This is a genomic window from Mycobacterium shottsii (assembly GCF_010728525.1).
In the GTDB taxonomy this organism is placed as follows: Bacteria; Actinomycetota; Actinomycetes; order Mycobacteriales; family Mycobacteriaceae; genus Mycobacterium; species Mycobacterium marinum.
The window spans coordinates 2,349,104-2,375,616 of record NZ_AP022572.1 but is presented as its reverse complement, the minus strand read 5'-3'; the positions used below and the strand labels follow the sequence as shown (position 1 = coordinate 2,375,616).

Annotated in this window: 21 protein-coding genes and 1 riboswitch; of the genes, 12 read left to right on the top strand and 9 right to left on the bottom strand. The window is 67.0% G+C overall.

What is annotated here, in order from left to right:
• Nucleotides 1-4: 4 nt before the first annotated feature.
• From G6N41_RS11185 to G6N41_RS11170, 4 genes are all read right to left on the bottom strand, one after another.
• Complete coding sequence (locus G6N41_RS11185) at nt 5-1,180, bottom strand: glutamate--cysteine ligase (RefSeq protein WP_198967382.1); 1,176 nt, start codon at nt 1,178-1,180, stop codon at nt 5-7.
• A complete protein-coding gene (gene sodC, locus G6N41_RS11180; protein WP_198967381.1) occupies nt 1,137-1,853 on the bottom strand; it encodes a superoxide dismutase[Cu-Zn] in 717 nt (238 codons plus the stop codon). The genes G6N41_RS11185 and sodC overlap by 44 nt, the downstream gene beginning before the upstream one ends.
• A 72-nt stretch (nt 1,854-1,925) precedes the next feature.
• A complete protein-coding gene (locus tag G6N41_RS11175) occupies nt 1,926-2,408 on the bottom strand; it encodes a LytR C-terminal domain-containing protein (RefSeq protein WP_198967380.1) in 483 nt (160 codons plus the stop codon).
• Nucleotides 2,409-2,472: 64 nt separating this feature from the next.
• Complete coding sequence (locus G6N41_RS11170) at nt 2,473-2,781, bottom strand: DUF3263 domain-containing protein (protein WP_012392693.1); 309 nt, start codon at nt 2,779-2,781, stop codon at nt 2,473-2,475.
• Nucleotides 2,782-3,030: 249 nt separating this feature from the next.
• On the opposite strand from G6N41_RS11170, the gene G6N41_RS11165 reads away from it, so the two are divergent.
• The 6 genes from G6N41_RS11165 (at nt 3,031) to G6N41_RS11140 (ending at nt 10,904) form a co-directional block, all read left to right on the top strand.
• Nucleotides 3,031-3,624, top strand: a complete 594-nt coding sequence (locus G6N41_RS11165) for a peptide deformylase (protein ID WP_012392692.1) — start codon at nt 3,031-3,033, stop codon at nt 3,622-3,624.
• A complete protein-coding gene (locus tag G6N41_RS11160) occupies nt 3,624-4,520 on the top strand; it encodes an N-acetylglutamate synthase, CG3035 family (protein WP_198967379.1) in 897 nt (298 codons plus the stop codon). The genes G6N41_RS11165 and G6N41_RS11160 overlap by 1 nt, the downstream gene beginning before the upstream one ends.
• A gap of 17 nt (nt 4,521-4,537) precedes the next feature.
• Nucleotides 4,538-5,353 carry an exodeoxyribonuclease III gene (locus tag G6N41_RS11155; RefSeq protein ID WP_198967826.1) on the top strand — a complete coding sequence of 272 codons (816 nt, stop codon included), beginning with the start codon at nt 4,538-4,540 and terminating at the stop codon, nt 5,351-5,353.
• A 143-nt stretch (nt 5,354-5,496) separates the two neighbouring features.
• Entirely contained in the window at nt 5,497-5,943 is a 447-nt protein-coding gene (locus G6N41_RS11150) for a hypothetical protein (RefSeq protein ID WP_198967378.1), read from the top strand.
• Between the two features lie 49 nt (nt 5,944-5,992).
• Complete coding sequence (locus G6N41_RS29765) at nt 5,993-10,579, top strand: cation-translocating P-type ATPase (protein WP_198967377.1); 4,587 nt, start codon at nt 5,993-5,995, stop codon at nt 10,577-10,579.
• 49 nt (nt 10,580-10,628) lie between these two features.
• Nucleotides 10,629-10,904: a hypothetical protein gene (locus G6N41_RS11140; protein WP_020731710.1), complete on the top strand. Its 276-nt coding sequence runs from the start codon at nt 10,629-10,631 to the stop codon at nt 10,902-10,904.
• A 33-nt stretch (nt 10,905-10,937) separates the two neighbouring features.
• Here the strand turns inward: G6N41_RS11140 and G6N41_RS11135 are convergent, their stop codons facing one another.
• From G6N41_RS11135 to G6N41_RS11125, 3 genes are all read right to left on the bottom strand, one after another.
• On the bottom strand, nt 10,938-14,801 hold the full coding sequence (locus tag G6N41_RS11135; RefSeq protein WP_198967376.1) for an ATP-binding protein: 3,864 nt from the start codon (nt 14,799-14,801) through the stop codon (nt 10,938-10,940).
• On the bottom strand, nt 14,798-15,193 hold the full coding sequence (locus G6N41_RS11130) for an STAS domain-containing protein (RefSeq protein ID WP_198967375.1): 396 nt from the start codon (nt 15,191-15,193) through the stop codon (nt 14,798-14,800). Before G6N41_RS11130 ends, G6N41_RS11135 begins: the two co-directional genes overlap by 4 nt.
• A gap of 130 nt (nt 15,194-15,323) precedes the next feature.
• Entirely contained in the window at nt 15,324-16,046 is a 723-nt protein-coding gene (locus G6N41_RS11125; protein ID WP_198967374.1) for a PAS and ANTAR domain-containing protein, read from the bottom strand.
• 85 nt (nt 16,047-16,131) lie between these two features.
• Nucleotides 16,132-16,243, top strand: a riboswitch (TPP riboswitch).
• On the opposite strand from G6N41_RS11125, the gene thiC reads away from it, so the two are divergent.
• Genes thiC through G6N41_RS11110 form a run of 3 tightly spaced genes read left to right on the top strand, consistent with a single transcriptional unit; the run spans nt 16,244 to nt 19,340 of the window.
• Nucleotides 16,244-17,884, top strand: coding sequence for a phosphomethylpyrimidine synthase ThiC (gene thiC, locus G6N41_RS11120; protein ID WP_198967373.1), 1,641 nt, complete (start codon nt 16,244-16,246; stop codon nt 17,882-17,884).
• Complete coding sequence (gene thiD / locus G6N41_RS11115; RefSeq protein WP_198967372.1) at nt 17,881-18,708, top strand: bifunctional hydroxymethylpyrimidine kinase/phosphomethylpyrimidine kinase; 828 nt, start codon at nt 17,881-17,883, stop codon at nt 18,706-18,708. Before thiC ends, thiD begins: the two co-directional genes overlap by 4 nt.
• Nucleotides 18,705-19,340 carry an alpha/beta hydrolase family protein gene (locus tag G6N41_RS11110; protein ID WP_198967371.1) on the top strand — a complete coding sequence of 212 codons (636 nt, stop codon included), beginning with the start codon at nt 18,705-18,707 and terminating at the stop codon, nt 19,338-19,340. The genes thiD and G6N41_RS11110 overlap by 4 nt, the downstream gene beginning before the upstream one ends.
• On the opposite strand, the gene G6N41_RS11105 is transcribed toward G6N41_RS11110, so the two are convergent.
• A complete protein-coding gene (locus G6N41_RS11105; RefSeq protein WP_198967370.1) occupies nt 19,249-20,559 on the bottom strand; it encodes a TetR/AcrR family transcriptional regulator in 1,311 nt (436 codons plus the stop codon). The two genes, G6N41_RS11110 and G6N41_RS11105, sit on opposite strands and share 92 nt — an antisense overlap.
• Before the next feature lie 134 nt (nt 20,560-20,693).
• On the opposite strand from G6N41_RS11105, the gene G6N41_RS11100 reads away from it, so the two are divergent.
• Nucleotides 20,694-20,918 (top strand): hypothetical protein, encoded by a 225-nt coding sequence (locus G6N41_RS11100; RefSeq protein ID WP_198967369.1) that lies wholly within the window; start codon nt 20,694-20,696, stop codon nt 20,916-20,918.
• A 47-nt stretch (nt 20,919-20,965) separates the two neighbouring features.
• Nucleotides 20,966-21,280: a hypothetical protein gene (locus G6N41_RS11095; RefSeq protein WP_020728017.1), complete on the top strand. Its 315-nt coding sequence runs from the start codon at nt 20,966-20,968 to the stop codon at nt 21,278-21,280.
• On the opposite strand, the gene G6N41_RS11090 is transcribed toward G6N41_RS11095, so the two are convergent.
• Nucleotides 21,273-22,799 (bottom strand): adenylate/guanylate cyclase domain-containing protein, encoded by a 1,527-nt coding sequence (locus G6N41_RS11090; RefSeq protein ID WP_198967368.1) that lies wholly within the window; start codon nt 22,797-22,799, stop codon nt 21,273-21,275. The genes G6N41_RS11095 and G6N41_RS11090 overlap by 8 nt on opposite strands.
• Nucleotides 22,800-23,274: 475 nt before the next feature.
• Between G6N41_RS11090 and G6N41_RS11085 the strand changes: the two genes are divergently transcribed.
• Nucleotides 23,275-26,511, top strand: a complete 3,237-nt coding sequence (locus tag G6N41_RS11085; RefSeq protein ID WP_198967825.1) for a DHA2 family efflux MFS transporter permease subunit — start codon at nt 23,275-23,277, stop codon at nt 26,509-26,511.
• The last annotated feature ends 2 nt before the right edge of the window (nt 26,512-26,513 follow it).

Sequence of the window (26,513 nt, the reverse complement as noted above, 5' to 3'; positions counted from 1 at the left end):
CACCTCAGATATCCAGCTCGGCGATCAGTGCGTCGACCACCGCCCGCAAGTCTCCGTCGTGTTCCTCGGCCACCCGCCGCTGGCGCTGGTAAGAGGCGCCGACTCGCGGGATCTCTGCGACCGCGGCCAGCTCGTCCGCGCAACTCAACGACCGCGCAACCGGCTCCAACCGCGTCAGCACATCGTCGAGGTCGTCGGTGACCAGCCGTTCGTTGCTTTCGGCGTCCAAGATGATCACCGCGTCCAGGCCGTAGCGCGCCGCGCGCCACTTGTTCTCCTGGACGTGCCAGGGCGGCATCGTCGGCAGCGTCTCGCCGGCGTCAAGCCCGCGATCCAGGTCCACCACGAGACAATGCATCAAGGCCACCAGCGCACCGAGTTCGCGCAGATTGGAAACGCCGTCACAAATCCGCAGCTCGATGGTGCCCAGGTGCGGCGAAGGCCTTATATCCCAACGTATTTCGTTGATGTGGTCGATGATGCCGGTTTTCTTCTGGTCATACACGAAGCCTTCGAACTCCGACCAGGTCTGGAACTGGAACGGCAGCCCGGCGGTAGGCAACTGTTGAAACATCATCGCCCGGTTGCTGGCGTAACCGGTGTCTTCGCCGCCCCACCAGGGCGAGGAGGCGGACAACGCCAACAGGTGGGGGTAGTAGTTGAGCAGCGCAGAGATGATCGGCATCACCTTGTTCGCCGAGGAGACGCCGACGTGGACATGGACGCCCCAGATCAGCATCTGGCGGCCCCACCACTGGGTGCGCTTGATCAGCTCGGCGTAACGCGGTGCGTCGGTGAGCTTCTGGGTGGACCATTGCGCGAACGGATGGGTGCCCGCACAGAACAGCTCCATGCCACGGGCATGCACGATCCGGCGGGCCGGGCCCAGGGTGGTGCGCAGGTCCTCGATCGCCTCGCCGGCAGAGCCGCACACACCGCTGACCACCTCGACGGTGTTGCGCAGCAGCTCCTTGTGCACCCGGGGGTTTTCGCCGATCTCGGCGATGACCGCGGTGGCTTCATTGCTCAGATCCCGGGTCTCGGCGTCGACCAGGGCGAACTCCCACTCCACTCCTACGGTCGGCCGCGGCGAACGCGCGAAATCTATCCGGTTTGCGGTCCGACCCGCCGACGAGCTAGCCGGAGCCGATGACACCGCACGCCACCCGCTTACCGGCATCACCGGTGGCGAGCGTGGTCTGATCGGGACCCGCGGTCCCGTTGGTCTGGCTATAGCGATCGGCCGGAATGTTGGCGAAGTTGTCGGCGCCGGCGTGAATGATGATCGCGGTTTTCTGCCCGCTCGTCAGGTCATCCATGGTGAATGCATCGGTCGTGGTCACCAGCGTCCCGCTGCCGTCACTACGCACCTGCAGCGACGTCAGGTCACCACTGGACTGCCCGGGTACGGGGCGCCCGGACACCTGCAAGTGTCCTCCCGCAGACAGAAAGTCACCCACCGGGCCGCCGGTCGGACCGGCCGAATTGGCCTCGCACTTGCCCACCTTGTGGATGTGCACTCCATGAAAGCCAGGGGCCAGGTAGCCGGTGCCGGTAGTCACGATGGTGACGGTGGCAAATCCGTCCGCGAAATCGAACTTGGCCGTGGCAACCTCGGTGCCATCCGGTGCCCGCAGCTGAGTCGCCAGACCCTCCGATTCGGACGCCCCCTCGCGGTGCTCGTTGGTGCCGGCCGGCGCGGGTGAACCGGTCCACACCGAGGGTGTGGTGCCCGGAACCGTCGACGCATGTTGAGGCGACGAACACCCGCTCAACAACGCGACACAAGCGGTCGCGGACAGAGCGGACATGGTGACAACTGCGACATTGCGATGACCGGCTGGCTTAGGCATAGCGAGAGCCTAACCTGGCGACCCTCGAGTCATCGAGCGGGCCGAAACGACCCGGGCTGGTGTCGCGCCGGCTCACTCCGTGACCAGGACAATGACGCCGGGGGGCTGGTCGGAAATTTCGGCTATCCGCCGTTCGACGGGCGCGCCCAGCTTCTCACCCACCGCTTCGGCGGTGGCCTGTTCGCCTTCGGCATCGCCGAAATAGACGGTGGTGACCGGCACGTCCGATACCGAAAGATTGGTGACCTCAGTCACATTGAAGCCGGCCTCTTTGAGTTGGTCGGCGGTGCGCCCAGCGACACCCTCGAGACCAGAGACGTTGTAGACCCGCACCTCCGCCTGGGGGGCAGCGGGTTTGGCACTCGTCGAGGTCGGCGACTTCGTGGCGCTGGACGACGTCGGCATCGTGGTTAGCGACGATGAGTCATCCACCGCCTTCCCGGACGAGTCCAGGGCCTGCCAACCCAGCAGCAAGAAGATGACGCCCAGGAACAGCAGCACCATCACCATGGCCCGCAGAGGAAGCCCCGAAGAGTCGGGTACGCGCTCGTTCATCGAGCCCACTGTAGCCAGGAGACGCCCAGAACTTGAAAAAGCACGGACAAAACCGGGACCGGTGTCAGGTCACCTCGAAGCCGAGCCGCCGGGCGGCGCGCGCCTTCTGACGACTGGCCCGCAGCCGGCGCAACCGCTTCACCAGCATCGGATCCGCCGCCAGCGCCTCCGGCCGATCAACCAGCGCATTGAGCACCTGGTAGTAGCGCGTCGCCGACATCGAGAACAACTCCTTGATGGCGTCTTCCTTGACACCCGCGAACTTCCACCACTGGCGTTCGAACGCCAGGATGTCATGTTCCCGACGGGTCAAACCGTCGGCGATTTCAGAGTCGTCCCCCGCTCGATTTGCCCGCGCCATAGCGCCGTCCATATCGCTTCCCCTGGACCCTTCCGGCGAATGCTTATTTGCTTTATTTGCTCGAATGACTTGACCTACAAAGGGGCATGTTCCGACGTATTCAACCACGCCGGGAACTGTTGCCCCGTAACCGCGACCCGCGAGTCGGCAGATTGGGCGGATTGCCTCCGACCCGGCGTCGCGCCCAACCACCCGACTCCTCCGCCGCCGAGCGGCGGGCGTCGTCACCGGGCCCAGTCGCCCCGCATAAGCTAGCCGACCATGGCAGTGGTTCCTATTCGGATCGTGGGCGATCCAGTCCTGCACACTCCGACTTCTCCCGTCCCGGTCGGAGCCGACGGTTCGCTACCTGCCGATCTGCCCGAGTTGATCGCCACCATGTACGAGACCATGGATGCCGCGCACGGCGTCGGCTTGGCCGCCAACCAGATCGGATACGGCCTGCGGTTGTTTGTCTATGACTGTGCCGACGATCGCGGAAAAGCCGCGCACCGCCGGGGCGTGGTCATCAACCCGGTGCTCGAGACGTCCGAGATTCCCGAGAACATGCCCGACCCGGACAACGACGACGAAGGGTGCCTGTCGGTTCCCGGCGAGTCGTTTCCTACCGGCCGCGCCACCTGGGCCCGCGTTACCGGGCTCGATGCCGAGGGGAACCCCGTCGAGCTCGAAGGCTCCGGCCTGTTCGCGCGTATGCTGCAGCACGAAACCGGGCACCTGGACGGCTATCTATACCTGGACTGCCTCATCGGCCGGCATGCCCGCAGCGCAAAGCGTGCGGTCAAGTCACACGGCTGGGGGGTTCCCGGCCTGTCGTGGTTGCCGGGCGAGGGGCCCGATCCGTTCGGTCACTGATGACGGCGCCATGGCCGGACCTCGGAACGCGAGTCACGATTCGCTACCGCCGACCCGCCGGGTCCGTCCCGCCGCTGACCGATGCGGTGGGACATCTGCTCACGATTGCCCCGACGGTGCGCGTGCAAACGAAGACCGGAGCGATCGCCGAGTTCGCGCCGGCCGACGTGGTGGCACTGCGGGTGCTCACCGATGCGCCCATCCGCACCGCCGATATCAGGGCCCTGGAACATGCGGCGGCCGCGGCGTGGCCCGGCACCGACCGGAGCTGGCTGGACGGCTGGCTGCTACGCGCCTGCCACGGAGCCCCGCTATGCGCTAATTCGGCGGTCCCGCTGGATATTTCGGCCCGCCCCGACGCGATACCCGCGATCCTCGACTGGTACACGCAGCGCGGCCGCACGCCTCGGCTGGCCATTCCCGACCGGCTCATGCCGGATCCGGCCGGCCTGACCGGTGAGCACACCGAACGTGTCCTGGTCGGCGAGGTCGCGGCCCGCCAAGCCGACCCGTCGATCACGGTGTCGCCCCGGCCCGACGATGTGTGGCGAGGCCACTGCGACCGCGAGATCGCCGGGCATGCCCTCACCGCGGTCATCGACGGCGAGCTTGCATTCGGTTCCGGCCCGCAAGCGGTGGTCGCACGCGCGGCGGTAACCGACGCACCGGACGGCACCCGCTGGGTTGGGGTGTCGGCCGCCTGCACCATCGATGACCAGTCCCCGACCGGTCCGGCCGCCCTGCTCTACACGACGTTGCTGGCCTGGGGCGCCGGCCGAGGTGCGACCCGTGGCTACACCTGCGTGCCCGGCACCGCCACGCCCGGCTGGGCCGAGTCGCTGGGGTTGCGGCTGCACCATCGTCGTCGCTATCTGCGGACACCCGCTAGCCTCTAGCCATGCCCGATGGCACCCTGCGGCTTGCCACCTGGAACGTGAACTCCATTCGCACCCGCCTACCCCGCGTCCTGGACTGGCTGGAGCGCGCCGACGTCGATGTCTTGGCCATTCAAGAGACCAAGTGTTCGGACACCCAGTTTCCGACCCTGCCGCTGTTCGAACTCGGCTACGAGGTCGCCCATGTTGGTTTCAATCAATGGAACGGCGTGGCCATCGCTTCACGCGTCGGCATCGACGACGTCCAGATCGGCTTCGATGGCCAGCCCGCCTGGAGCCGCAGGCCAGAGGTCGCCGCGGCCGCCGAAGCTCGCGCGGTGGGCGCAACCTGTGGCGGCGTTCGGGTGTGGAGCCTGTACGTGCCGAACGGCCGCACGCTGGAGGATCCGCACTACACGTACAAGTTGGATTGGCTTGCTGCGCTGCGGGATACGGCCCAATGTTGGCTGAAATACGATCCCGGCGCGCCGATAGCGCTGGCCGGCGACTTCAACATCGCCCCCACCGATGAGGACGTCTGGAGCACCGAGTTCTTCACCGGGGCTACCCACGTCTCCGAGCCAGAACGCAAGGCGTTCAACGCCATTGTCGATGCACAGTTCACCGATCTGGTACGGCCCTTCACCCCTGGTCCGGGTGTCTACACCTACTGGGACTACGCGCAGCTGCGGTTCCCCAAAAAGCAGGGAATGCGCATCGATTTCATCCTGGGCTCGCCGGCATTGGCCGGCCGCGTGGTCGACGCGCAGATCGTTCGGGGCGAGCGCAAAGGCAAAGCCCCCAGCGACCACGCACCGGTTTTCGTCGACCTGCGCCCCGGCCCAGCCGCGTAGCCGCTGGACACTCCCTAACAATGTTCGTTGTCTGCGCGTTTGTAACGTGGCAGGCTTCTAATAGATGCATGCTGAAGACAGCGCTGTCGATGCTGTGCAGCGTGGGACGCAACGATAGATCGGTGAGAAGTCAGGGAGCAATTATGGGAGTCGTCGGCGGAGCAGTCCGCAACGTTGGTCAAACGGTGAATCGGGCCGCGACGGCGACCACGGCGGCCGCGGGTGCGGTGGGCGGCGCGGCGGTCAGCGGCGTCGTCGGTGGCGTCAAGGGAGCCGCCGAAGGCATCCAGCGCGGGCTCAGCACCGGCAGCAAGTCGACACCGGCCGCCGCCTTGGCCATGGGCGCGCTGGGCGTCGCGGGCATCGCGGAATGGCCGATCCTGCTCGCCGTCGGCGGCAGCGCGCTGCTGTTGCGCCGGATGAGTCAGCAGCCCGAGGCCTCCGCACCCGCGGCAAAGGCGAAACTCGCGCCGGTACCCGACCAGGAGGAGCCGGCCAAGGCCGCCCCGCAAAAGGCGCCGGCCAAGACCGCGGCCAAGAAGTCAACCGGCCGTCGAGCGGGCGCCGCCGAACTGCGCAGCACCAATTGATGGCGGCGCTGAGCACCCATTGAGCATTGCTACATCCATAAAAGGGGCTTTGCCGCTGCGCGCGCTCGCCACGGGCATCCAGGCAACCAGCGCGATGGCCACCGCGTCGGTGATGGCCACCGCAGCCGTCGCCGCAACCCTGGGCAGGACGACCGGTTCGGTAACCAGGGCGTGTTTGGAGTTCGGTGCCGCGCCGCTACGCGAGGGCGCCAAGGCGCTCTCCGGTGAGCTGTCCCCCGAGACACTCACCCGGCACTGCTGGCGCGGTGCGGGCCGCGCCTGGATCGAGGTTCGGGGCCTCAATGACACACCCGACGATGAACTCGCACGCATGGTGCGCGAGGCCATGCGCACCCACCCGGGCATCGCGTCAGTTCGGATCAACTATCCGCTATCGCGGGTTGTCGTGGACATCGATGCGGCTACCTCGTTGCCGCAGCTGTGCCGCCTAGTCGAAGACACCGAAAAGCGTTATCGTGCAACGCAAGAAAATTGCCGGGCAACGCCCGCGATCAGTCTGCCGGGCGACAGCGTGGTACTGGTGAACCGGGCCGTGACCGTCGCCACCAACGCCGCCGGGCTCGGGCTGGCACTCACCGGCCGGGCGCTGCGCTGGCCGCGGGTGCCAATCGCCTTGCTGGCCGGCGTGGTGGCGGTCGACTACCAGCCCCGGCTGCGCAGCCTGCTCGAGGACCGCATCGGCGGGCCGGCGACGGACACGGTCATGACATTGGCCGTAGCCGCGGCAGAAACGCTCACCCAGGCACCGGCATCGTTGTCGGTGGGGCTGGCGATGCAGACCCTCAAAGCCGCCGAAGCCCGGGCGGGGGCACTGGCCTGGCAGCACCATGAACCGGAGTTGGCCCGGTACGCGGAGCAACCGGCGACCAGCGCGCCCTACACCGCGCCCCGGCCGGCACCGGCGCGTGCCGCCGAACGAAATGCCGATCGCTTTGCGCACATTCAGACGATCAGCGCGGGGCTGGTCGGGCTGGCCACCCGCAACATGGACATGGCGGCGACCGCCGCGCTGGTGGCGACCCCGAAGGCCAGCCGAACGACCCCGGAGGCGTTTGCCGCTGCGCTTGGTCAGGGTCTGGCACAGCGGCACGGGGTCTTGCCCATGCGGCCGGATTGCCTGCGCCGCCTCGACGAGGTCGACGCGGTCGTCATCGACCCGCGAGTGCTGTGCACCGCCAAGCTACGGGTCGCCCGGATTCGCGGCGCGGATGAGGACCAACTGTCGGCGGCGTGGAACCGGGCCCAGTTGCTGCTGGAGCGCGGCGATCTGAGCCCGGGGTGGCATGCGGTCCCGGAAAATCCGGGTAGCACCGGGGTTTTCGAAGCCGAAGCGCTCTTTTTACCCGCGCATGATCCGCTCGCCTCGGCCGTGGTCGCCGAGGCGCATCGCACCGGAGCGGATCTGGTGTCGGTCGATGACGACTCGCTGGGCGAGCTGCGGCCGGCATTCGACGACATCCGGCCGCTGCGACACGGATCCATCGATGACGCCCTGACCGACGCGGTGGTCGCACTCAGGCAGGCGGGGCGCACCGTTGCGCTGTTGTCGTCGCGGAGCCGGGCCATTTCGTTGGCCGACGTGGCACTTGGTGTACTGCCGCAGACCGCCGACGCCGTCCCACCCTGGTACGCCGATGTGCTGCTGCCCGATCTTGGTGGCGCCTGGCGGATCATGCATGCGATTCCGGCCGCCAAGGCGGCGCGCCGGCGGGGTATCGAAATATCCGGTGGTGCATCGGCTTTGGGCGCCCTGCTGATGGTGCCGGGCGTTCGCGGACTCGGCCCGGGACCGGTGACCACCGGCGCGGGCGCCGGACTGCTGTCGGGGTATCTGCTGGCGCGAAAGGTTGTCGGCGCGCGCCCGCCTCGACCCGCCGCGTTCCACGAATGGCATGCCATGTCCGTTGAGCAGGTCCAGAAACTGTTGCCGCCAACCGGCACCTCGCCTCAACCGGGCGCACCCCATTCGACGTTGGCGACCCGCGCCCTCAGCAGCGGCGCGCACGCGGCAAAGCGTGGTACACAACTCGGCACCGAGCCCATGCAGGCGATCGGACAGTTCCTCGGCGCGGTCCGCGCAGAACTTTCCGACCCATTGACACCGATGCTGGCTCTGGGAGCAACGGCGAGCGCGGTATTGGGCTCACCCGTTGACGCGGTAATGGTGGGGTCAGTGCTGACCGGTAACTCGATACTGGCCGCAACGCAGCGACTCCGCGCCGAGAGCCGGCTCAACCGCCTACTGGCGCTGCAAATTCCGCCCGCGCGAAAGGTGGTCACCGGCCAGGACGGACAGCCTGGCTACGTCGACGTCGTCGCCGAACAACTGCGGCCCGGCGACGTTATCGAGGTCCGGACCCACGAGGTGGTTCCCGCCGACGCCCGGGTGATCGACGAAACCGATGTCGAAGTCGACGAGTCCGCGCTCACCGGCGAATCGCTGTCGGTGACCAAACAGGTCGAGCCCACACCCGGAGCCGATCTGGCGGACCGTAGCTGCATGCTCTATGCCGGCACCACCGTGGTAGCCGGGACCGCAGTTGCGGTGGTGACCGCGGTCGGGGCGGACACCCAGGAGCGGCGGGCCGCCGACCTGGTGTCCGGCGACCTGTCCAACGTCGGTCTGCAACACCAGCTCAGCCAGCTCACCAACCGGGCCTGGCCGGTCAGCATGACCGGCGGCGCCGTGGTCACCGGACTCGGTCTGCTGCGTCGCCAAGGCCTGCGCCAAGCGGTGGCCAGCGGCATTGCCGTCACCGTGGCCGCGGTGCCCGAAGGCATGCCGCTGGTGGCGACTTTGGCGCAACAAGCCTCGGCGCGCCGGCTCACCCACTTCGGCGCCCTGGTCCGCATCCCGCGATCGGTGGAGGCGCTCGGTCGCGTCGACATGGTTTGCTTCGACAAGACCGGAACGCTCAGCGAGAACCGGCTGCGCGTGGCGCAAGTACATCCCGGCCCCGGCTTTTCGGATCACGATGTGCTGCGCTGCGCGGTCCATGCCGCGCCGGCCACCAACGGTGGACCGCAGGTACACGCCACCGATGTCGCGATCGTGGCAGCGGCACCACCGGAATTGGCCGCCGAACTCGACCGGTCCGACGCTCACCTGCCGTTCCGCTCCGGCAGGTCGTTTTCCGCCTCGGTGTCAGACACCGAACTGAGCATCAAAGGCGCCCCCGAGGTGGTGTTGGCCGCCTGCGGAGCCAACGGCCCGAGCATTGACCGCCAGGTCGCTGAACTGGCCGCCGACGGGCTGCGGGTGATCGCGGTGGCGCGGCGCGAGCTGAGCCCACAGCAGGCTCGGACCGTTCTCGACGACCCGGACGCCATCGCTGACTTCTGCCACGACGGCTTGTCCCTGGTGGGCTTTCTAGGGCTGTCCGACACGCCGCGCCCCACGGCAGCGGGTCTGCTCGCCGAGTTGAGCGGACACGGACTGGACGTGCGGCTGATCACCGGTGATCACCCCATCACCGCCGCGGCCATCGCCGAAGAGCTGGGCCTGCGGGTGAGCGCCAAACAGATCATCAGCGGCGCGCAGTGGGATGCCCTGTCGCGCATGGACCAGGAGCGTGCGGTCGCCGAGCGCGTGATCTTTGCCCGGATGACACCCGAGAACAAGGTGCAGATCGTGCAGACGCTAGAGCGCGTCGGACGGGTGTGCGCGATGGTCGGCGACGGCTCCAACGACGCCGCCGCGATCAGGGCGGCCACCGTGGGCATCGGTGTCGTCGCGCATGGCAGTGACCCCGCCAGCGTGGCCGCCGACATGGTGTTGCTCGACGGTCGCATCGAATCACTGCTCCCATCGATCCTGGAAGGGCGTGAACTGTGGCAGCGGGTGCAGGCGGCCGTTTCAGTGTTGTTGGGCGGCAACGCCGGTGAAGTGGCATTCGCCATCATCGGCAGCGCCATCACGGGAACCTCGCCGTTGAACACCCGGCAACTGCTGCTGGTGAACATGCTCACCGATGCGCTGCCCGCCGCGGCGCTGGCGGTCAGCAAGCCGCGCGGCCAGACCGACCCCAACGCGCGCGGACCGGATCAGCAGGCGCTGTGGCGAGCGGTCGGCGTCCGCGGAACCACCACCGCTGCGGCCGCCACCGCCGCCGCCTGGATGATGGCCGGGGTGACCGGATTGCCGCGTCGGGCATCCACGGTGGGATTGGTCGCCCTGGTGAGCGCGCAGCTGGGTCAAACCCTGCTGGACTCACACGACTGGCTGGTGGTTCTCACCGCGCTGGGCTCACTGGCCGCGATGGGTACCCTGATCAGTATTCCTATCGTCAGCCAACTGCTCGGTTGTACCCCGCTCGACCCAGTCGGGTGGGCGCAGGCCCTGGGAGCCGCCGCTGCTGCGACCGCCGCGATGGCCGTTGTGGACCGTGTTCTGGATGGTCGTGCTCAGCAGCCGGATCCTCCAGCCCCTCCTGCACCCAACACGAGCACGTCACCGACACCCGAACCCGCGACGGCTCCCGCTGGACGATCTCCACGAGCCCGACGCGCCACAACAGCGCATAAATCTCCCGCAACGGCACAGTCAGCACCGCAGCAAACGACGAAACTAGCGGATCGGCCAGGGCGTCGGTCCTCGACATACTTCAGACGGTGACCGCACGACCCTGCTCGGCGGCAAACCCTTCGTTACTGAAAGGCAAATGATGGTGGAAAAGCAGGCGCGCAGAGCGGTTTCACAGCGCGATGCCGTGAAGAAAATCAGGGAAGGCGAGACTTTCGTGGTGAATCTGCCATTCGTCGGCCAGGTTGAGGTCCCCCGGCCTGAGCAGCTGGCCTACTACGGCGGTCTGGCCGCACTGGCCGCACTCGAACTGATCGAATGGCCGGTAGCGGTGGTCATCGCCGCCGGTCACGTCATGGCGAGCAATCACCACAACCGGCTCCTCGAGGAGCTCGGCGAGGCGATGGAGGAGGCCTAGCTAGTTCACGGCCAGTTCACGGCCAGTCCACGATCAGTCCACGGTGGCGGCGTCGAACTGCAACACGACTCGTGTGCCCTGCGGGGTACGGACGGTTTCGACCTGGTTCGCGAGCCCGCTCATCAGGGTGAGACCGCGCCCGCGCCGCTGGCTGCGCAGGCTGGCCGACGAGTCTCCGGTCCACCGGCCCTGGTCACTGACGGTGACCGCAATCGCATCCTGATCCAGGAATGCCTCGACGGACACCGTCTTGCCGGCGTCACAGCCGCTGCCGTGCTCGATCGCATTGGTGACCGCCTCGCCCGTCGCGAGCAGGATGGCACCCTTGCGCACGAGGTCGACCCCGATCGCGGTCAGCCACTGCGCCATCCGCCGGCGCGCCACCGGGATCTCGGCCGGGACGGCGGTCAACACGGTGGCGAAGCTGCGCGGACCGGCATGGCTGGGACGCAGCGCCAGCACCACGACATCATCGCGGTAGCCCTCGGCCGGGCACATCCGGTGCAGGAGTTCGGCGCACACCGCCGCCACCGGCATGGCGGAGCAGTCCGCCGCCGCATCCGCCAGCCGGGCAAAGCCGTCGTCGAGAGTCTCCCCCGCCCGCTCCATCAACCCGTCGGTATAGAAGATGATCAAACTTCCCGCGGGCAGGTCCGCACGCGCGGTGACGTCGGCCGAGTCGGTCCCACGGGTGGCCACCGGCGGACGCCGTCCCGACTTGAGGAAGACCGGGCCGGCATTTGGGGAGACCACCAACGGATACGGATGTCCCGCGCAGATGTAGCTCATGGCGCCGGCACCCGCCGGTGTGGTGTCGATCAGGGCGTAGGCGACCGTGGCGCAGCTGGCGCCGGGAACGGTTGCCGCATATTTGTCCAGCGCTCCCAGAACATCGGCGGGTTCGGCGGTGTTCAGCGCGGAGACGGCCACGGCGGCACGAAGTCTGCTCATCACGATGGCCGCTGCCAGGCCGTGACCGACGACGTCACCAACGGATATCGCGATCCTGCCCGGATGCCGCAGCGGCGTCACCGAATACCAGTCACCGCCCACGCGCATCGCTTCGCCGGCCGGTTGGTACACCGCCGATACCACCGCGCTGGTCGATCCCCGGTCCAGGTCCAGGAGGTGCTCCTGGAAGTCGACGGCAATGCGATGTTCGCGGGTCATGACGCGCACCCGATCCAGTGCGATCTGGGTAATCTCGGCGGTCCGGGTGAACATCTCGAGTTCGGACGCGTCGAATTGGCGTGGCGTGGGCCACAGCAGGGTCAGCACCCCGATCACACGTCCGTCGGCGTTGCGCAACGGTTGGGCGACACAGGCCCGAACAATTTCGGCGGTGTCCTGCACCGCGTGCTGATAGCGCGGGGGCAGGTCCAGCGTGTCGGTGATCAGCATCGGCTCTCCGCGGTGAATGACGTCGGTTCCCACCAGCGGGCTGTCCAGCCTGGCCACGTGGTAGCGATCGCGCAATTCCGCGGGGATTGCGCCGGCATATTCGAACCGGACATAGTCCCCGTCGACAACTCCGATTGCCGCCGCGGCCGCGTCACCCGACGCCAGGCGGTAGTGCAGGACGGCCGCGAGGATTCCGGCCACCGAGTCGGTGGCCTGTAGGGCGGCGTCGAGCTGCATGAGCCTGGCGGCGAGTCCCTGACGGGTGCGCTCGCGGGCAACGGCGGCCAGCCGCGAGGTCACCCGCTCCACCAGCTCTTGGGAACGGAAGGGCTTCAACAGATAATCGTCGGCGCCACCGGCGAAGCCGTTGCTGACGGCCTCCGCTCCGGCCCTGGCCGACAGCATCAGGACTGGCGTGGCCGCCAGCACCGGATCCGCGCGGATGGCGGCGATGAACTCGAAACCGTCCAGACCGGGCATCATCACATCGGTCACCACCAGGTCGGGGTGCAGGCTGCGGGTTGCGTTGAGCGCGGACTCACCATCGGCGACCAGAACGGTCTCCCAATGCGGCGATAGCACTCGATGCAGATGGGCCCGCATGTCCGCGTTGTCGTCGGCGATCAGCACCAGCTGGCGGGGCTGTTCCGGTGCCGCCTGTACCTGCGCGGGCGATGAGACCAACCACTGGCTGGCCTCCTCCACGTACGGGTTGGTCTCATCGAGCAAGGCGGCCGGCGACTGATCGGCGGCCGCGCCGGTCGGCGACCGCGGCAGCCGGATGGTCACCGCGGTGCCGCGCCCCGGTTCGCTGTCGATGTGCACGGTTCCGCGTTGCAGCTCAACCAGACCGCGTACCAGGGACAGCCCGATCCCGCTGCCCTCGGCACTGCGGCCGCCGGCATTCTCGGCGCGATAGAACCGCTCGAACAGACGCTGCAGGTCGGCCGGCGCAATCCCGGTTCCGGTGTCACGCACCACGAATCGGCAGTGCGCGGCCTCGCTGCGCACCTCGACGACGATCGATCCTTTCATTGTGTATTTGACCGCGTTGGACAGCAGATTGAGCACGATGGTTTCCCACATGCCCGGATCGACATCGGCCAGCGCTGGAGCGCAGTCCAGCGCAAGGTCGAGCCCGGCGCGGGCGCAGAGTTCGGTGAACGACGACGCGATATGCGACGTCAGCGTGCCCACGTCGGTGCACACGAGCCGCGCGGTTGCGCGACCGGCTTCGATCCGCGAGAACGCGAGCAGCGAGTCGACCATCCGTTGCAGACGCCGCGCATTGCGTCGTGCGGTATCGAGCCGATCGGCCAAGACGGTGTCGCCGCCGCCGTCGGCGAGCGCATCCTCGACCGGACCGAGCAACAGGGTTAGCGGAGTGCGGAACTCGTGGCTGACGTTGGTCAAAAACGCGGTCTTGGCGCGATCGAGCTCCGCTAGCGCATCGGCTCGCTGCCGTTGCCGTTCGTAGGAGACCACCGATGCCAGCGCCGCCGACAGCTGATCGACGAGCAGCTGGCAGAAACCGCGATACAGCGCATCCAATGGGCGCCGCGGGCTGATGCCGATCACCACCGCCCCGGGGGTCGAGCCCTCACTCAACGGCAACACCAGCGCCTGGGTCGGGCAGTCGTCGGTGAAAACCTCGCAGATGCCGGGAATCACCCGGGCAAGCTCACCGACCACATGCGCCGACTCCCGTGACCGCGAAGCCATGTCCCAGTCCGTCAGCTCGGCGAGCAGCTGGGGCAAGACGGGCAACACCGACGGCGTGGCTCCCCGAAGCGTGATCCGATGCTGGCCGGCGCCGGCATCGGCACCATCGGCGGCCACATACACCGCGATGAACGGAAGGTCCGCGGGCTGCGCGGCACACGCGGTGACGGCCGCACCGATCGCGTCATCGATGGTGTGGGTCTCCAGCACGGCCGACGCCACCGCATTGAGCAGATGCAGACGCCGATCGCTCAACACCCGTTGCGTCGTTTCGATGACCGCACAGAAGATGGCCGGGACGGCCCCGCCACTGATGATCGGGCTGTAGGTGAAGGTGAAGTAGCGCTCTTGCGGAACGCCTGCCGTCATCAACAGCAGCATCAGATCGGTCGACCAGGTGGCCTTGCCGGTCGCAACGACGCCGGCGAGCATCGGCCCGATCGCCGTCCAAATCTCGGGCCACACCACCTTTCCGGCACTGCCCAGCGCCGCCGGGTGCTTGTCGCCCAAGATCTGGGCATAGGCGTCGTTGTACATCAGGAACAGGTCGGTCGGGCTCAGCCACAACACGATGGGAAACCGCGAAGTCAGGGTCATCGCCACCGCCGCACGCACTTCGGGTGCCCAGTCCCCGGGCGGGCCCAACCGATGGTGTGCCCAGTCGAACTCGGCGAAGCGGCGCCCCATCTCGCCGCCCAGGGCGACCGCGGCCTGCAGGTCCTCGGGCAACGGTTGCCCGTTGGGCGTCCCCGGGGCCGCAGCGTTGGCGTTCATCGTGGCCGCTCGACATCCTCGGGGTCGTGCTCACCGGGTTTGCCGGGCCGCAATGCCCCGGCCAGCGTCGGGTAAATCTCGAAGATGCGATCCAGCTCGGTAACTTGGATCGGCGCAAGCACCTGCCCGTGGTCGGCCACCAGCCGCACCGATGTGCCCGCCGCCTTCCCCTGTTCATGACACTCCAGCACCGCGTTCAATCCCGCGCTGCCGAAGAAGGTCACCGGCCGCACATCGATGACGACCAGGCGCGCAGGGTGGGTCGCCGCCAATTGCATGGCAGCCGCCAGATGGACGACGAGCTGCTCGACGGTGCTCGAATCGACATCACCCTTGGCCCGCAGCACGACGGTGTCTTGGCGAACCTCATGCTCGACCGCCAGCAGGTCCATGGCCTTCACCGCCCGCGAATGTGTCAAACGTTAGGCGGCCGAGACGTGGAGCCCGATCCACCGTCTGCACCGTCCAGGATTAGCTAGAGCCTAACCCGATCCCCACCGCGCGGGCCGCAACCCGCGACGATCAGCTCGCGGACTCGGCGGGAATACGCTCGTGCACTGTTAAGAGCAAGTGGTCGAACTGGCTTTGGACCAACGCCGACACCGGCGGCAAGGACGCGACTTCGGCGACCACTTGTTTGGCCAGCGCACGGAGCTTGGTGTTTGTCTCCTGCGACCGCCACTGCAGCACCCGGAAGGCCTGCTCGGCGCTGACCCGGTAGACGGCCATCAGCACACCTTTGGCTTGCTCGATCGCGGCGCGGTTCTCGAACAGGTCGGGCAGCGCCTCGTCGAGCACCTCCTGACGCGTTTCGTCGAAGGTGTTGGTGAGGTCGATGTAATAGCCGGATGTTCCCTGGACCACGCCGGATTCGTTCACCATGCGGTCAGCCACCACGATTGCGTCGTGCACCACGCCCGCCGTGTCGACAAAGCGATGGCGACCGGAAAACGACTCCCCCGACCGCAACGCATAGTCGAGCAAGTCCTGGATGTGGGCACGGTCGTCGGGATGCTTATGCGACAACAACAGTTTCGTCGTCGGCACCACGGCGCCGGGCTCATATCCGTGCATCCTGGCCACCTCGTCGGACCAATCCCAGCGCTGGCCGATGAACCAGAAACGGAAACTGCCGATGCTCAGATGGTTATCGACCGCCCCCGATATCGGGGTGGCAAACGGCGACGTACCGCGGTCAGGGTGTTCCTCGCCGGTGTGGGCGGTCTGCTGCACGTCTGAAATCATCGCACCCGACCCGCCTGGCAGCCACCACGATCCGAGACGCACCTGCACACCGGCGCCGCACTGCGCTAGCGTGGAGGCCGACCCAATTAACGCACGCGGGAGCGCACACCAACTGCGCTGAGAGGACGGCAGGAGGCCGTCGACCGTAGGAACCTGACCGGGTAATGCCGGCGTAGGGAGATGACAGGGAGATGACAATGACCGTTACTGTTGAGCCGTCCATCACGACTGGCCCCATCGCGGGCAGCAGCAAGGCCTATCGCGAGGTGGCCGGCCCCGACGGGGTTACGCTGCGCGTCCCGTTGCGGCGGGTGCACCTGTCCACCGGCGCCGACTTCGACTTGTACGACACCTCCGGGCCGTACACGGACCCGAATGCCGTGATCGACCTTGCCGTCGGCCTGCCGGCCCGGCCGGGGCTGATCCGCGACCGTGGCACCCAGTTGCAGCGCGCCCGCGCCGGCGAAATCACCGCCGAGATGGCCTTCATCGCCGCCCGTGAGGGCATGTCCGCCGAGCTGGTGCGCGACGAGGTGGCCCTCGGCCGTGCGGTGATCCCGGCCAACCACAACCACCCCGAGAGTGAGCCGATGGTGATCGGCAAAGCCTTCGCGGTGAAAGTCAACGCGAACATCGGCAACTCCGCGGTGACGTCCTCGATCGCCGAGGAGGTCGACAAGATGGTGTGGGCCACCCGCTGGGGGGCCGACACCATCATGGACCTGTCCACCGGCAAGAACATTCACGAGACGCGGGAATGGATCCTGCGCAACTCGCCGGTGCCGGTTGGCACGGTGCCCATCTATCAGGCGCTGGAGAAGGTCAAGGGCGACCCGACCGAGTTGACCTGGGAGCTCTACCGCGACACCGTGATCGAGCAGTGCGAGCAGGGTGTGGACTACATGACCGTGCACGCCGGGGTGCTGCTGCGCTACGTGCCGCTGACCGCCAAGCGGGTCACCGGCATTGTTTCGCGCGGCGGGTCGATCATGGCGGCATGGTGCCTGGCACACCACCGGGAATCGTTCCTGTACACCAATTTCGAGGAACTCTGCGACATTCTCGCGCGCTACGACGTGACCTTCTCGCTTGGTGACGGGCTGCGGCCGGGCTCCATCGCCGATGCCAACGACGCCGCGCAGTTCGCCGAGTTGCGCACCCTGGGCGAGCTGACCAAGATCGCCAAAGCCCATGGGGTGCAGGTGATGATCGAGGGGCCCGGGCATGTTCCGATGCACAAGATCGTCGAGAACGTGCGGCTGGAAGAAGAGCTGTGCGAGGAGGCTCCCTTCTACACGCTGGGCCCGCTGGCCACCGATATCGCCCCGGCATACGACCACATCACGTCGGCGATCGGCGCGGCGATCATCGCGCAGGCCGGCACCGCGATGCTCTGCTACGTCACTCCCAAGGAACACCTCGGACTGCCCGACCGCAAAGACGTCAAGGACGGGGTCATCGCCTACAAGATCGCCGCGCACGCCGGCGACCTGGCCAAGTGCCACCCGCATGCGCAGGAGCGCGACAACGCCTTGTCGCAGGCGCGTTTCGAGTTCCGGTGGAACGATCAGTTCGCACTGTCGCTGGATCCCGACACCGCGCGCGAGTACCACGACGAGACACTGCCGGCCGAGCCCGCCAAGACCGCCCACTTCTGCTCGATGTGCGGGCCGAAGTTCTGCTCCATGCGCATCACCCAGGATGTCCGCGACTACGCGGCCAAGCACGGGCTGGACAGTGAGGAAGCCATTGAGGCGGCCCTGGAAGCGGGGATGGCTGAGAAGTCAGCCGAGTTCGCCGACCACGGCAACCGGGTGTACCTGCCGATCACCCAGTGAGTTGGTTGCCGTTGGCGCCGCCCGGGGCGACGCCGTTGCGCGCGCTGACAATCGCCGGCTCTGATTCCGGTGGCGGTGCCGGCATCCAGGCCGACATGCGGACCATGGCACTGCTGGGCGTCCACGCCTGTGTTGCGGTGACCGCGGTGACCGTGCAGAACACGTTGGGCGTCAAAGGTTTTCACGAAACACCCGAGGACGTGGTGGCCGGCCAGATCACCGCGGTGGTCGAGGATATCGGCATCCAGGCAGCCAAGACCGGGATGCTGGCCTCGCCCCGCATCATCGATGCGGTCGCGGCCACTTGGCGTCAGCTCGAAGTGGCGGTTCCGCTCGTCGTGGACCCGGTCTGCGCATCCATGCACGGCGACGCGCTGTTGGCCGCGTCCGGGCTGGAATCGCTGCGGGAACAACTCTTTCCGCTGGCCACCTTGGTGACACCGAACCTCGATGAGGTGCGCCTGCTGGTCGGTATCGACGTGATCGACACCCAGTCGCAGCACGCGGCCGCGCGGGCCTTGCACGGGCTGGGCCCGCAGTGGGTACTGGTCAAGGGCGGACACCTGCGATCCTCGACGCGCAGTTGCGACCTGCTCTTTGACGGCACCGACTTCTTCGAGTTCGACGCGCCGCGAGTGGCCACCGGCAACGACCACGGCGGTGGCGACACCCTGGCGGCCGCGACCGCGTGCGCACTGGCACACGGGTTCACCGTGCCCGACGCGGTCAGCTTTGCCAAAAAGTGGGTGACCGAATGCATTCGCGCCGCCTATCCGCTGGGCCGCGGCCATGGCCCGGTCTCACCCCTGTTCAGGCTGTCATGAACCTCGATCAGATCGCCGGCATCGCACACGAACCCGTGACCGGCCCCGGCCAACCACCGAACGGCATAGTCGTACTCACCCACGGCGCCGGAGGAAACCGGGATTCACTACTGCTGCAACAGTTTTGTGATGAATGGGCACAACGCGGCTGGCTTGCGGTCAGATACAACCTGCCCTACCGACGCCGGCGCCCCAAGGGGCCGCCATCGGGGTCAGCGGCCACCGACCGGGCCGGCATCGCCGAAGCGATCGAGTTGTGCCGCGGCCTGGCCGAGGGCCCGTTGATCGCCGGCGGGCACTCCTATGGCGGTCGGCAGACATCCATGGTGGTGGCCGCCGCACAGGCCCCGGTGGATGTGCTGACGCTGTTCTCCTACCCCGTCCATCCGCCCGGCAAGCCGGAGCGGGCCCGCACCGAACACCTGCCGGACATCACCGTGCCCACCGTCTTCGCCCACGGCACGTCGGATCCGTTCGGCACGCCCGCCGAGGTCCGCGCCGCCGCGGCGCTGATCGCCGCACCTACCGAGATCGTCGAGATCACCGGCGCGCGACATGACCTGGGTTCGAAGACCCTCGACGTCGCCGGCCTGGCGGTGGCGGCGGCGCTGCGTCTGCTTGGGCCGGCGTAGGGCCAAACAAGGTGAGCTCCATCAGCTCCCGCACACATGCTTGCACGTAGGCGGACTGTCCCGCCGAGTCTTGCGGGTCAACCATCCGGCCCAAGTCGACCACCAACGCCATGGCGGCATGCACCAGGAAGCGCGCCCGCGTCGCCGACAGCGACGGGCGCACCGAAGTCAGCAGCCGCACCCACGAATCGATGGTCGACAGCTGAATATTGTGCAGCAGCATCTGGTCAGCAGGTGTCAGGTTGGCCCGCTCGGTGTAGTAGACGGCCGCCAGTTCCGGGTTGGCGAACGATGTCGCCACATAGGCGTCGATCAGCAGCGTCAAAGCCTGGCGCGGTTCGGTGAGCGCGCCCACGATCGGCGAGAGCTGGCCGGACACCCGATCGGCCGCCCGGCGCAGTCCGGTCGCCAAGATCTCGCACTTTCCGGAGAAATACCGATAGATCCCCGACACCGGCACCCCCGCCGCCGACGCGATCTGCGCCATGCTGGTCTGGGCGTAGCCACGGTCTTTGAACAAGACCATCGAGGCGTGCAGCAACGTTTCATAGACGCTGGCATCCTCGGCGAAGATCCGCCAACTGGCTCTGCGCACCGCGACGTCTCCTGGCTCCGGAAGCTCGGCGCAGACAATCGCCGACGCCGCCTCGCCCAGCAATGCCCGGATCTCGTCGGCCGCCAGCCGCGCCGGATGATCGACAATGCTGCCGATCACGCTCAGCACGCCCGCCGACAGCATCCACCGCTGGGCGGGCCGCAATGACGGACGAATCACCGTGAGCGGCTTTTGGATTCTGCGGTTGACAACCTTGAGCACATCGGCCACCGCGGCCTGATCCTCGGCCCGCAGATACCGGGACTGCCAGCGGTACAAGCCGCCGGACAGGCGGTTGTCCAGCGTCACCTCGATCAGCGACGCGATCAACCGGTCCAGCAGCTGCGCCGGATCGTCGGAGTCATCCAGTTGCGTGCAGTCGACCAGTTGTTGACTCAGCGCCAGCACGGCACCGCGGAACAGCTCGTACTTGCCGGCGTAGTGCCGGTACAGCGCCGGCGCCGAGACGCCGACCTTCGCCGCGATGGTCTCCATGCTCACCGCGTGATAGCCCTGCGCGCTGAACGACTCAGCTGCCGCACGGGCGATCTGCGCCTTGCGGTCCTTGGGCCGCCGGCGAATACCGTCTGCGGCCGCGCCGGGCGAGACGCTGGCAGCGGACATCACCTCACCATAACCCGAATCCGTCCCGGCCAAACCCTCCAACGACCTATCGCGGTTGCGGAATCTCCATTAACATAATTCCCCACCCGGGGGCCGCAGGCGGTTTCCTGGACCTATCGCCGGAGGGACCAAGCGTGTTGGAGAACGTACGCCGAGTGCTGGCCTACCAGCTCTCCATCGGCCAACTTCTCGGCATTGCACTGGCCTTCGGCACGCCATATCTGCTGTTGGGTGTCATATGGTCAACCACACACGCCGAGCATTTACACCAGATGCACGGAATGGATCTGGTGGTGTCGTTCTTGGGGTCGATCGTGTCGTGGCCGGTTCTGCTGTTCTCGAATGTGTGCATGACATGACCCCAACGGCAGGATCAGACATTCACATAGAGAGCCGTGGAGAAGCTGTGAGTCATCGCCAGTTGTACCTGGGAATCGCCGGCGTTGTAGTGGGGATCATCGGTCTGTTCGCGCTATGGCTGCCGGTCTATCTCGATCACTACGACCTGTATGGCATGAAGGTCAGCTGCGGCCGGGGCTTCACCTCAGACCTCACCCAGGCGACCCAAGGTGGCGGTGGCGCCCTGGTGGATCAGTGCGACAGTGCGTTGTTGTTCCGCCGTGCCTGGGCGATTCCGGCCGTTGCCATTGGATGGCTGCTGGTCACGGCGTTCCTGGTGAGCTGGGTGCACCACGGTCAGCGCGAAGAACAGCTCAGCTGAGCGAGTTGGCGGTGCTGGGGGCTGCCAGCGCCCGGCGGACATCGTCGGAGACCGACGTGAACACCGCCATCAGTTCGCAAATCCCGCCATCGACGCCGCAGTCGACGACCTTGGCAAATACCTGCGCGCCGGCCACATCGAGCACCAGGTCGCAAAACGGCGCGACCTGCAGGCCGGTGCGCACCCGAACCGCGCCGTCGCCGCTGCCGACCACTTCCGCCGGATGCGCGGCGCCGATGATCTTGTTCTCGATGACCGCGATACCGATCGGCTTGGGCACCACAAGCGGAGTTACCTTCCGGTCGATGCTGGGAAGCCGAAGGTTGTACCTGCCCGCCAGCCCGGTGATGTCGTGCACGGTGATGGGTTCGGTGAGCCCCTTGACCCGCACTCGAGTTGAGCCCCAAGTGTCGGCGATCGCGCAGATCTCGTGATAGGTCGACTCGGAAACCAGCACCTGCCCGCCGACGGTATTCGACTCGATCCGGGCTACCAGATTGACGTTCTTGCCGATCGCCGTGTACTTCTGCCGGCGCGGTGAGCCAATGGTGCCGACCACGGCCTCGCCGGTGTGAACACCGATCCCGATCCCCAGCTCGGGAAGCCCTTGTTCGCGGTGGCTGACGTTGAGCTCGCCCATCGCCAGCTGTAGCTCCAGAGCGGCCGCTACCGCATGCTCCGCCGCTTCGCCGTCCGTATTGGGCACACCGAAGAAGACGAGCAGACCATCGCCGAGGATTTCGTTGATCGTCCCGTTCCAGCGGATGACGACATCGGTCGCGCGTTCCAGGTATGCGTTGAGCACCTGCAGCGCTCGTTCGGGCGAGAGTATCTCCGACAGTCGGGTGAAACCTCCGATGTCGGCCATCAGCATCGTCAACGTGCGCCGTTCGCTGTTCTGGTGTCCTTCCGGGCACGCCAACAGGTGCGTCTTCACCTCCTCGCTCACATAGCGGCCGAAGATGTTTTCCACCCGGCGATTTTGGTCGGCGAGTTCGACGGCGCGCTGGCGTGCCGCTTCACCGGCCTGCAGTTCCCGCACAATCGTGACCGCCTTGGAGATCGTGACCCGCAGATCTTCCAGATCCAGCGGTGTCAGCTGAAAGTCGAAGGCGCCGCGCATCATTGCCGCTCGGATGTTTGCCAGGTCATTGCAGGCGGTGAGCACGATGGTCTTCAGCGGGCGCCCGAGTTTGGCGACCTCCGTCAGCAGGTCGAGTCCGTTCATCTGCGGCATGTTGAGATTGGTGACCAGGACCTCGATGTCGGGGCTGTCCCCGACCATCTTGAGCGCCTGAACCGGGTCGTTGGAGAAGCTCAAGTCATATTCGTCGCAGCGCAGCTCAGTGCGAAAGCGGGCCCCGAACAGCGTCTCCACACCGTCGGCATCATCGACCACGAGAAGTCGCACCGGCGGCTGGGGACCCGGTATCGCGGATCGCTCGTCCAGGGGCGCACAGCAGATCGGCGATGCGGCCACCTGCTGCGCCGCGAGGCCTCCAAAACCGTTCACGTGCATCACACGCCCCCTACGGCGACTGGGTTCTCCGCGTGGTCGCAGCAACCCTGATTTGGTTGTTGCGCAGAATACGTTCAACCTAGCCCAAATTCCACTCGAAATATTGCTTTTTTATTCCCAGTACGATGAATTCTAATTCCAGCTACGATGAATTATTACTGGGCCGAAACGCGGCGTATATGCACTGTTCACCGGCCGATCTGGACGTCGGAAATTCACCAGAAAAAGAATTATGAAAATGATTTAAAGGGGTTTACTTACGCGCTGTCAATCGTAGACTACCGGCCACCCAGTCCGATTCACGATAGACACGAGGTGAATGGAGACAATGGTGAATTTGTTTAGCTTAGGCACCGATCTCGCATCGTCAAAAAGAGAAGTAAAAATGGCAACAACACCAACATCAATGACCATCAAGACCGCAGATAGGATGGCGCCCCGTCACCGCACGAGCGCGGGCGGAACACCGGCGCGAGTGCACCTATCGGCACCAGCGGAACGCAGCGCGCTCACCAGCCGCCGCCAACCTTCGGCCACCGCCGTGCTGCTGGTGGCATCGTTCGGGGCATTCCTGGCGTTTCTCGACTCCACCATCGTCAACATCGCCTTCCCCGACATCCAGAGATCGTTCCCGTCCTACGACATCAGCAGCCTGTCCTGGATCCTCAACGGCTACAACATCGTCTTCGCGGCCTTCCTGGTCACGTCGGGTCGGCTGGCCGATGTGCTGGGCCGCAAACGAATGTTCGTGTTCGGAGTGGTGCTCTTCACGATCGCATCCGGGCTATGCGCAGTCGCCGGTGACGTCGAACAGTTGGTGGGCTTCCGGGTGCTGCAGGGCATCGGCGCGGCGGTGCTGGTACCGGCCTCGCTGGCTCTGGTAGTCGAGGGATTCGATGCCTCGCACCGTGCGCATGCGGTTGGGCTGTGGGGAGCGGCGGCGGCCGTCGCATCCGGCTTGGGCCCGCCGGTCGGCGGGATGCTGGTCGAGGCATCCAGCTGGCGATTGGTGTTTCTGGTCAACATTCCCCTCGGCATCGTCGCGGTGTTGGTGGCCGGTCGTGTGCTTACCGAATGTCGCGCGTCGGGACGGCGGCGGGTACCCGACTTGCGGGGTGCGATGCTGCTCGGTGTCGCCCTGGGCCTGATGACCCTCGGATTGGTCAAAGGCCCCGAGTGGGGCTGGATCAGCATCGCAACCATCGGGTCGTTTGTCGCCAGCTCCGTCGCCCTGGTCGCATTCGTCGCGAGTTCGCGGTCTCATCCCACGCCGCTGATCGACCCGGCATTCCTGCGGGTCCGCTCGTTTGTGGCAGGCAACCTACTGACCCTGGTCGCGGCGGCCGGCTTCTACTGCTACGTCCTGACCCACGTGCTCTACCTCACCTATGTATGGCACTATTCGCTGCTCAAGGCGGGTTTCGCGATCGCACCGGCGGCGCTGATCGCCGCGGTGGTCGCGGCCGTGCTGGGGCGCATCGCCGACCAGCGCGGGCACCGGCTGGTCGTCATGGCCGGCGCGATCATCTGGGCCGGCAGCCTGGTGTGGTACCTGCAACGGGTCGGGACCGAACCCGATTTTCTGCGGGAATGGCTGCCGGGCCAGCTGTTGCAGGGGATCGGAGTCGGCGCGACCCTGCCGGTGCTGGGCAGTGCCGCGTTGGCAGGTCTGACCAAGGGAGGCAGCTACGCCACGGCGTCGGCTGTGGTCAGCACCACCCGCCAGCTCGGTGCCGTGATAGGCGTGGCGCTGCTGGTCATCCTGATCGGCAAACCGGCTCCTGGCACCGGCGTCGACGCGCTGCGACACGGTTGGGCGCTGGCGGCGGTGTGCTTCGCCGCGGTGGCGGTCTTGGCCGGTTTTCTGGGCCGCACCCAACAGGGCGCCGACATCGCCGGTGCGCCCGAGTCCGGCGTCGCCCGTGCGCCGGCCCGGCCGCAGCCGGTTACCCCACGGCCCGCCGCCGCGCCAGCGCGGCCGCCTCAGACCACGGCCGACGGCGACCTCCTCAGGCAATTGACGCTGTTTGCCGGACTGCCCGCGGCCACCATGGCCGAACTCAGGCACCACACCGATGAGATTGAGCTGCAAGCGGGTTCGTACCTGTTTCACGAGGCCGACCCATCCGATGCTCTTTACGTGGTGCGCAGTGGCCGCCTACGGGTGGTGCAGCGCGACTTGGTGCTTCGCGAACTGGGCCGTGGCGAAGTCGTCGGCGAACTCGGGCTGCTCATCGATGCGCCGCGCTCGGCGTCGGTTCAGGCGATGCGTGACACCGTGCTGATACGGCTGAGCAAGGCGCAGTTCAATCGGATTGCCGACCGGGGCGTATTGGCGGCACTGGTCGGCACGCTGGCCACTCGGCTGCACACCGCGCCACCACCCACCGTTGGCCGCCCGGCGTCGCCGGAAGCGGTCATCGCGGTAATCGGTCTCGGCGCCGCGGTGCCGGTACGACCAGTGGCCCTGGCGCTGTTCAATGCGCTCTCAGCGCGGGTCACCGCGGTCGATCCCGGTCGGGTCGACCGCGCCGGCCTGGAGCGCGCGGAAGCCTCCGCGGACAAGGTGGTGCTGCATGCCAGTGCCAATGACACCGGCTGGCGCGACTTCTGCTTGCGCGCAGCGGATCGAATCGTGCTGGTGTCGGAGGGGCCGGCGCCGCGGGGCACGCAGCTGCCCGCGCGTGCCGTGGGCGCTGACCTGGTTTTGATCGGTGCCCCCGCCAGCCAGGAGGATCGCAGCCGGTGGGAAGAGCTGATCTCACCGCGCTCGGTCCATTCGGTCAGCTACCGCAGCCTCAAGGACGACGTGCGCCCGCTCGCCGCACGCATCACCGGCGGCTCGATCGGGCTGGTGCTCGGCGGCGGCGGCACGCGGGCCTTCGCCCACCTGGGTGTTCTCGACGAACTGGAGGCCGCCGGAATCGTCGTCGACCGCTTCGCCGGCACCAGCATGGGGGCGGTGATCGCCGCGCTGGCCGCCAGTGGCCTCGACGCGGCCGGAGTGGACGCGCACGTATTCGAATACCTGGTGCGGCACAACCCACTCGGCGACTACACGCTGCCGAGCAAGGGGTTGGTTCGTGGCCGGCGCACGATGGCCCTGCTGCGCGAAGCCTATTCGGGACGGATGGTCGAGGAGCTACCCACGGAGTTCCGTTGCGTCAGTGTCGATTTGCTCGCCCGGCAGGCCGTCGTGCACCGGCGTGGGCCGGTCGCCGAGGTGGTCGGGTGTTCCCTGCGGGTGCCGGGACTCTACCCACCCCAGATCTACAACGGCCAGCTACACGTGGACGGCGGAGTGCTCAACAACCTGCCGGTCACGGCGCTCACCCGCGCCGAAGGCCCGATGATCGCGGTGAGCGTGGGGTATGGCGGAAACCCGTCCGGTGGCCAGCCCCGACGCAGCGGCCCGATACAGGTGCCCGGCATTGGCGACACCCTGATGCGCACGATGATGATGGGCAGCCGCACGGTGGCCGACGCCGCACAAGCGGAGGCTCTGGTCGTCATCCGGCCGGACACCCGTGCGGTTGGACTGCTGGAATTCCACCAGATCGACGCCGCCCGCGAGGCCGGGCGCGCCGCGGCCCGCGCGGCACTGCCACAGATCATTCCGTTGCTGCGATCGGGGCCGGCCGGTCAGACCACCGGCCGCGCCATTGACCGCAGCGCCCGCGTGCTCCGCACCGATGCGCGGCGGCCGGCCTGATA

Coding starts and splice junctions, on each gene's coding strand:
- G6N41_RS11150 (WP_198967378.1), top strand. CDS start 5,497: ATGGGAGTCGTCGGCGGAGCAGTCCGCAACGTTGGTCAAACGGTGAAT.
- G6N41_RS11160 (WP_198967379.1), top strand. CDS start 3,624: ATGACGGCGCCATGGCCGGACCTCGGAACGCGAGTCACGATTCGCTAC.
- G6N41_RS11165 (WP_012392692.1), top strand. CDS start 3,031: ATGGCAGTGGTTCCTATTCGGATCGTGGGCGATCCAGTCCTGCACACT.
- G6N41_RS11110 (WP_198967371.1), top strand. CDS start 18,705: ATGAACCTCGATCAGATCGCCGGCATCGCACACGAACCCGTGACCGGC.
- G6N41_RS11135 (WP_198967376.1), bottom strand. CDS start 14,801: ATGAACGCCAACGCTGCGGCCCCGGGGACGCCCAACGGGCAACCGTTG.
- G6N41_RS11170 (WP_012392693.1), bottom strand. CDS start 2,781: ATGGACGGCGCTATGGCGCGGGCAAATCGAGCGGGGGACGACTCTGAA.
- sodC (WP_198967381.1), bottom strand. CDS start 1,853: ATGCCTAAGCCAGCCGGTCATCGCAATGTCGCAGTTGTCACCATGTCC.
- thiC (WP_198967373.1), top strand. CDS start 16,244: ATGACCGTTACTGTTGAGCCGTCCATCACGACTGGCCCCATCGCGGGC.
- G6N41_RS11140 (WP_020731710.1), top strand. CDS start 10,629: ATGGTGGAAAAGCAGGCGCGCAGAGCGGTTTCACAGCGCGATGCCGTG.
- G6N41_RS11090 (WP_198967368.1), bottom strand. CDS start 22,799: ATGCACGTGAACGGTTTTGGAGGCCTCGCGGCGCAGCAGGTGGCCGCA.
- G6N41_RS11130 (WP_198967375.1), bottom strand. CDS start 15,193: ATGGACCTGCTGGCGGTCGAGCATGAGGTTCGCCAAGACACCGTCGTG.
- G6N41_RS11105 (WP_198967370.1), bottom strand. CDS start 20,559: ATGTCCGCTGCCAGCGTCTCGCCCGGCGCGGCCGCAGACGGTATTCGC.
- G6N41_RS11125 (WP_198967374.1), bottom strand. CDS start 16,046: ATGATTTCAGACGTGCAGCAGACCGCCCACACCGGCGAGGAACACCCT.
- G6N41_RS11175 (WP_198967380.1), bottom strand. CDS start 2,408: ATGAACGAGCGCGTACCCGACTCTTCGGGGCTTCCTCTGCGGGCCATG.
- G6N41_RS11185 (WP_198967382.1), bottom strand. CDS start 1,180: ATGCCGGTAAGCGGGTGGCGTGCGGTGTCATCGGCTCCGGCTAGCTCG.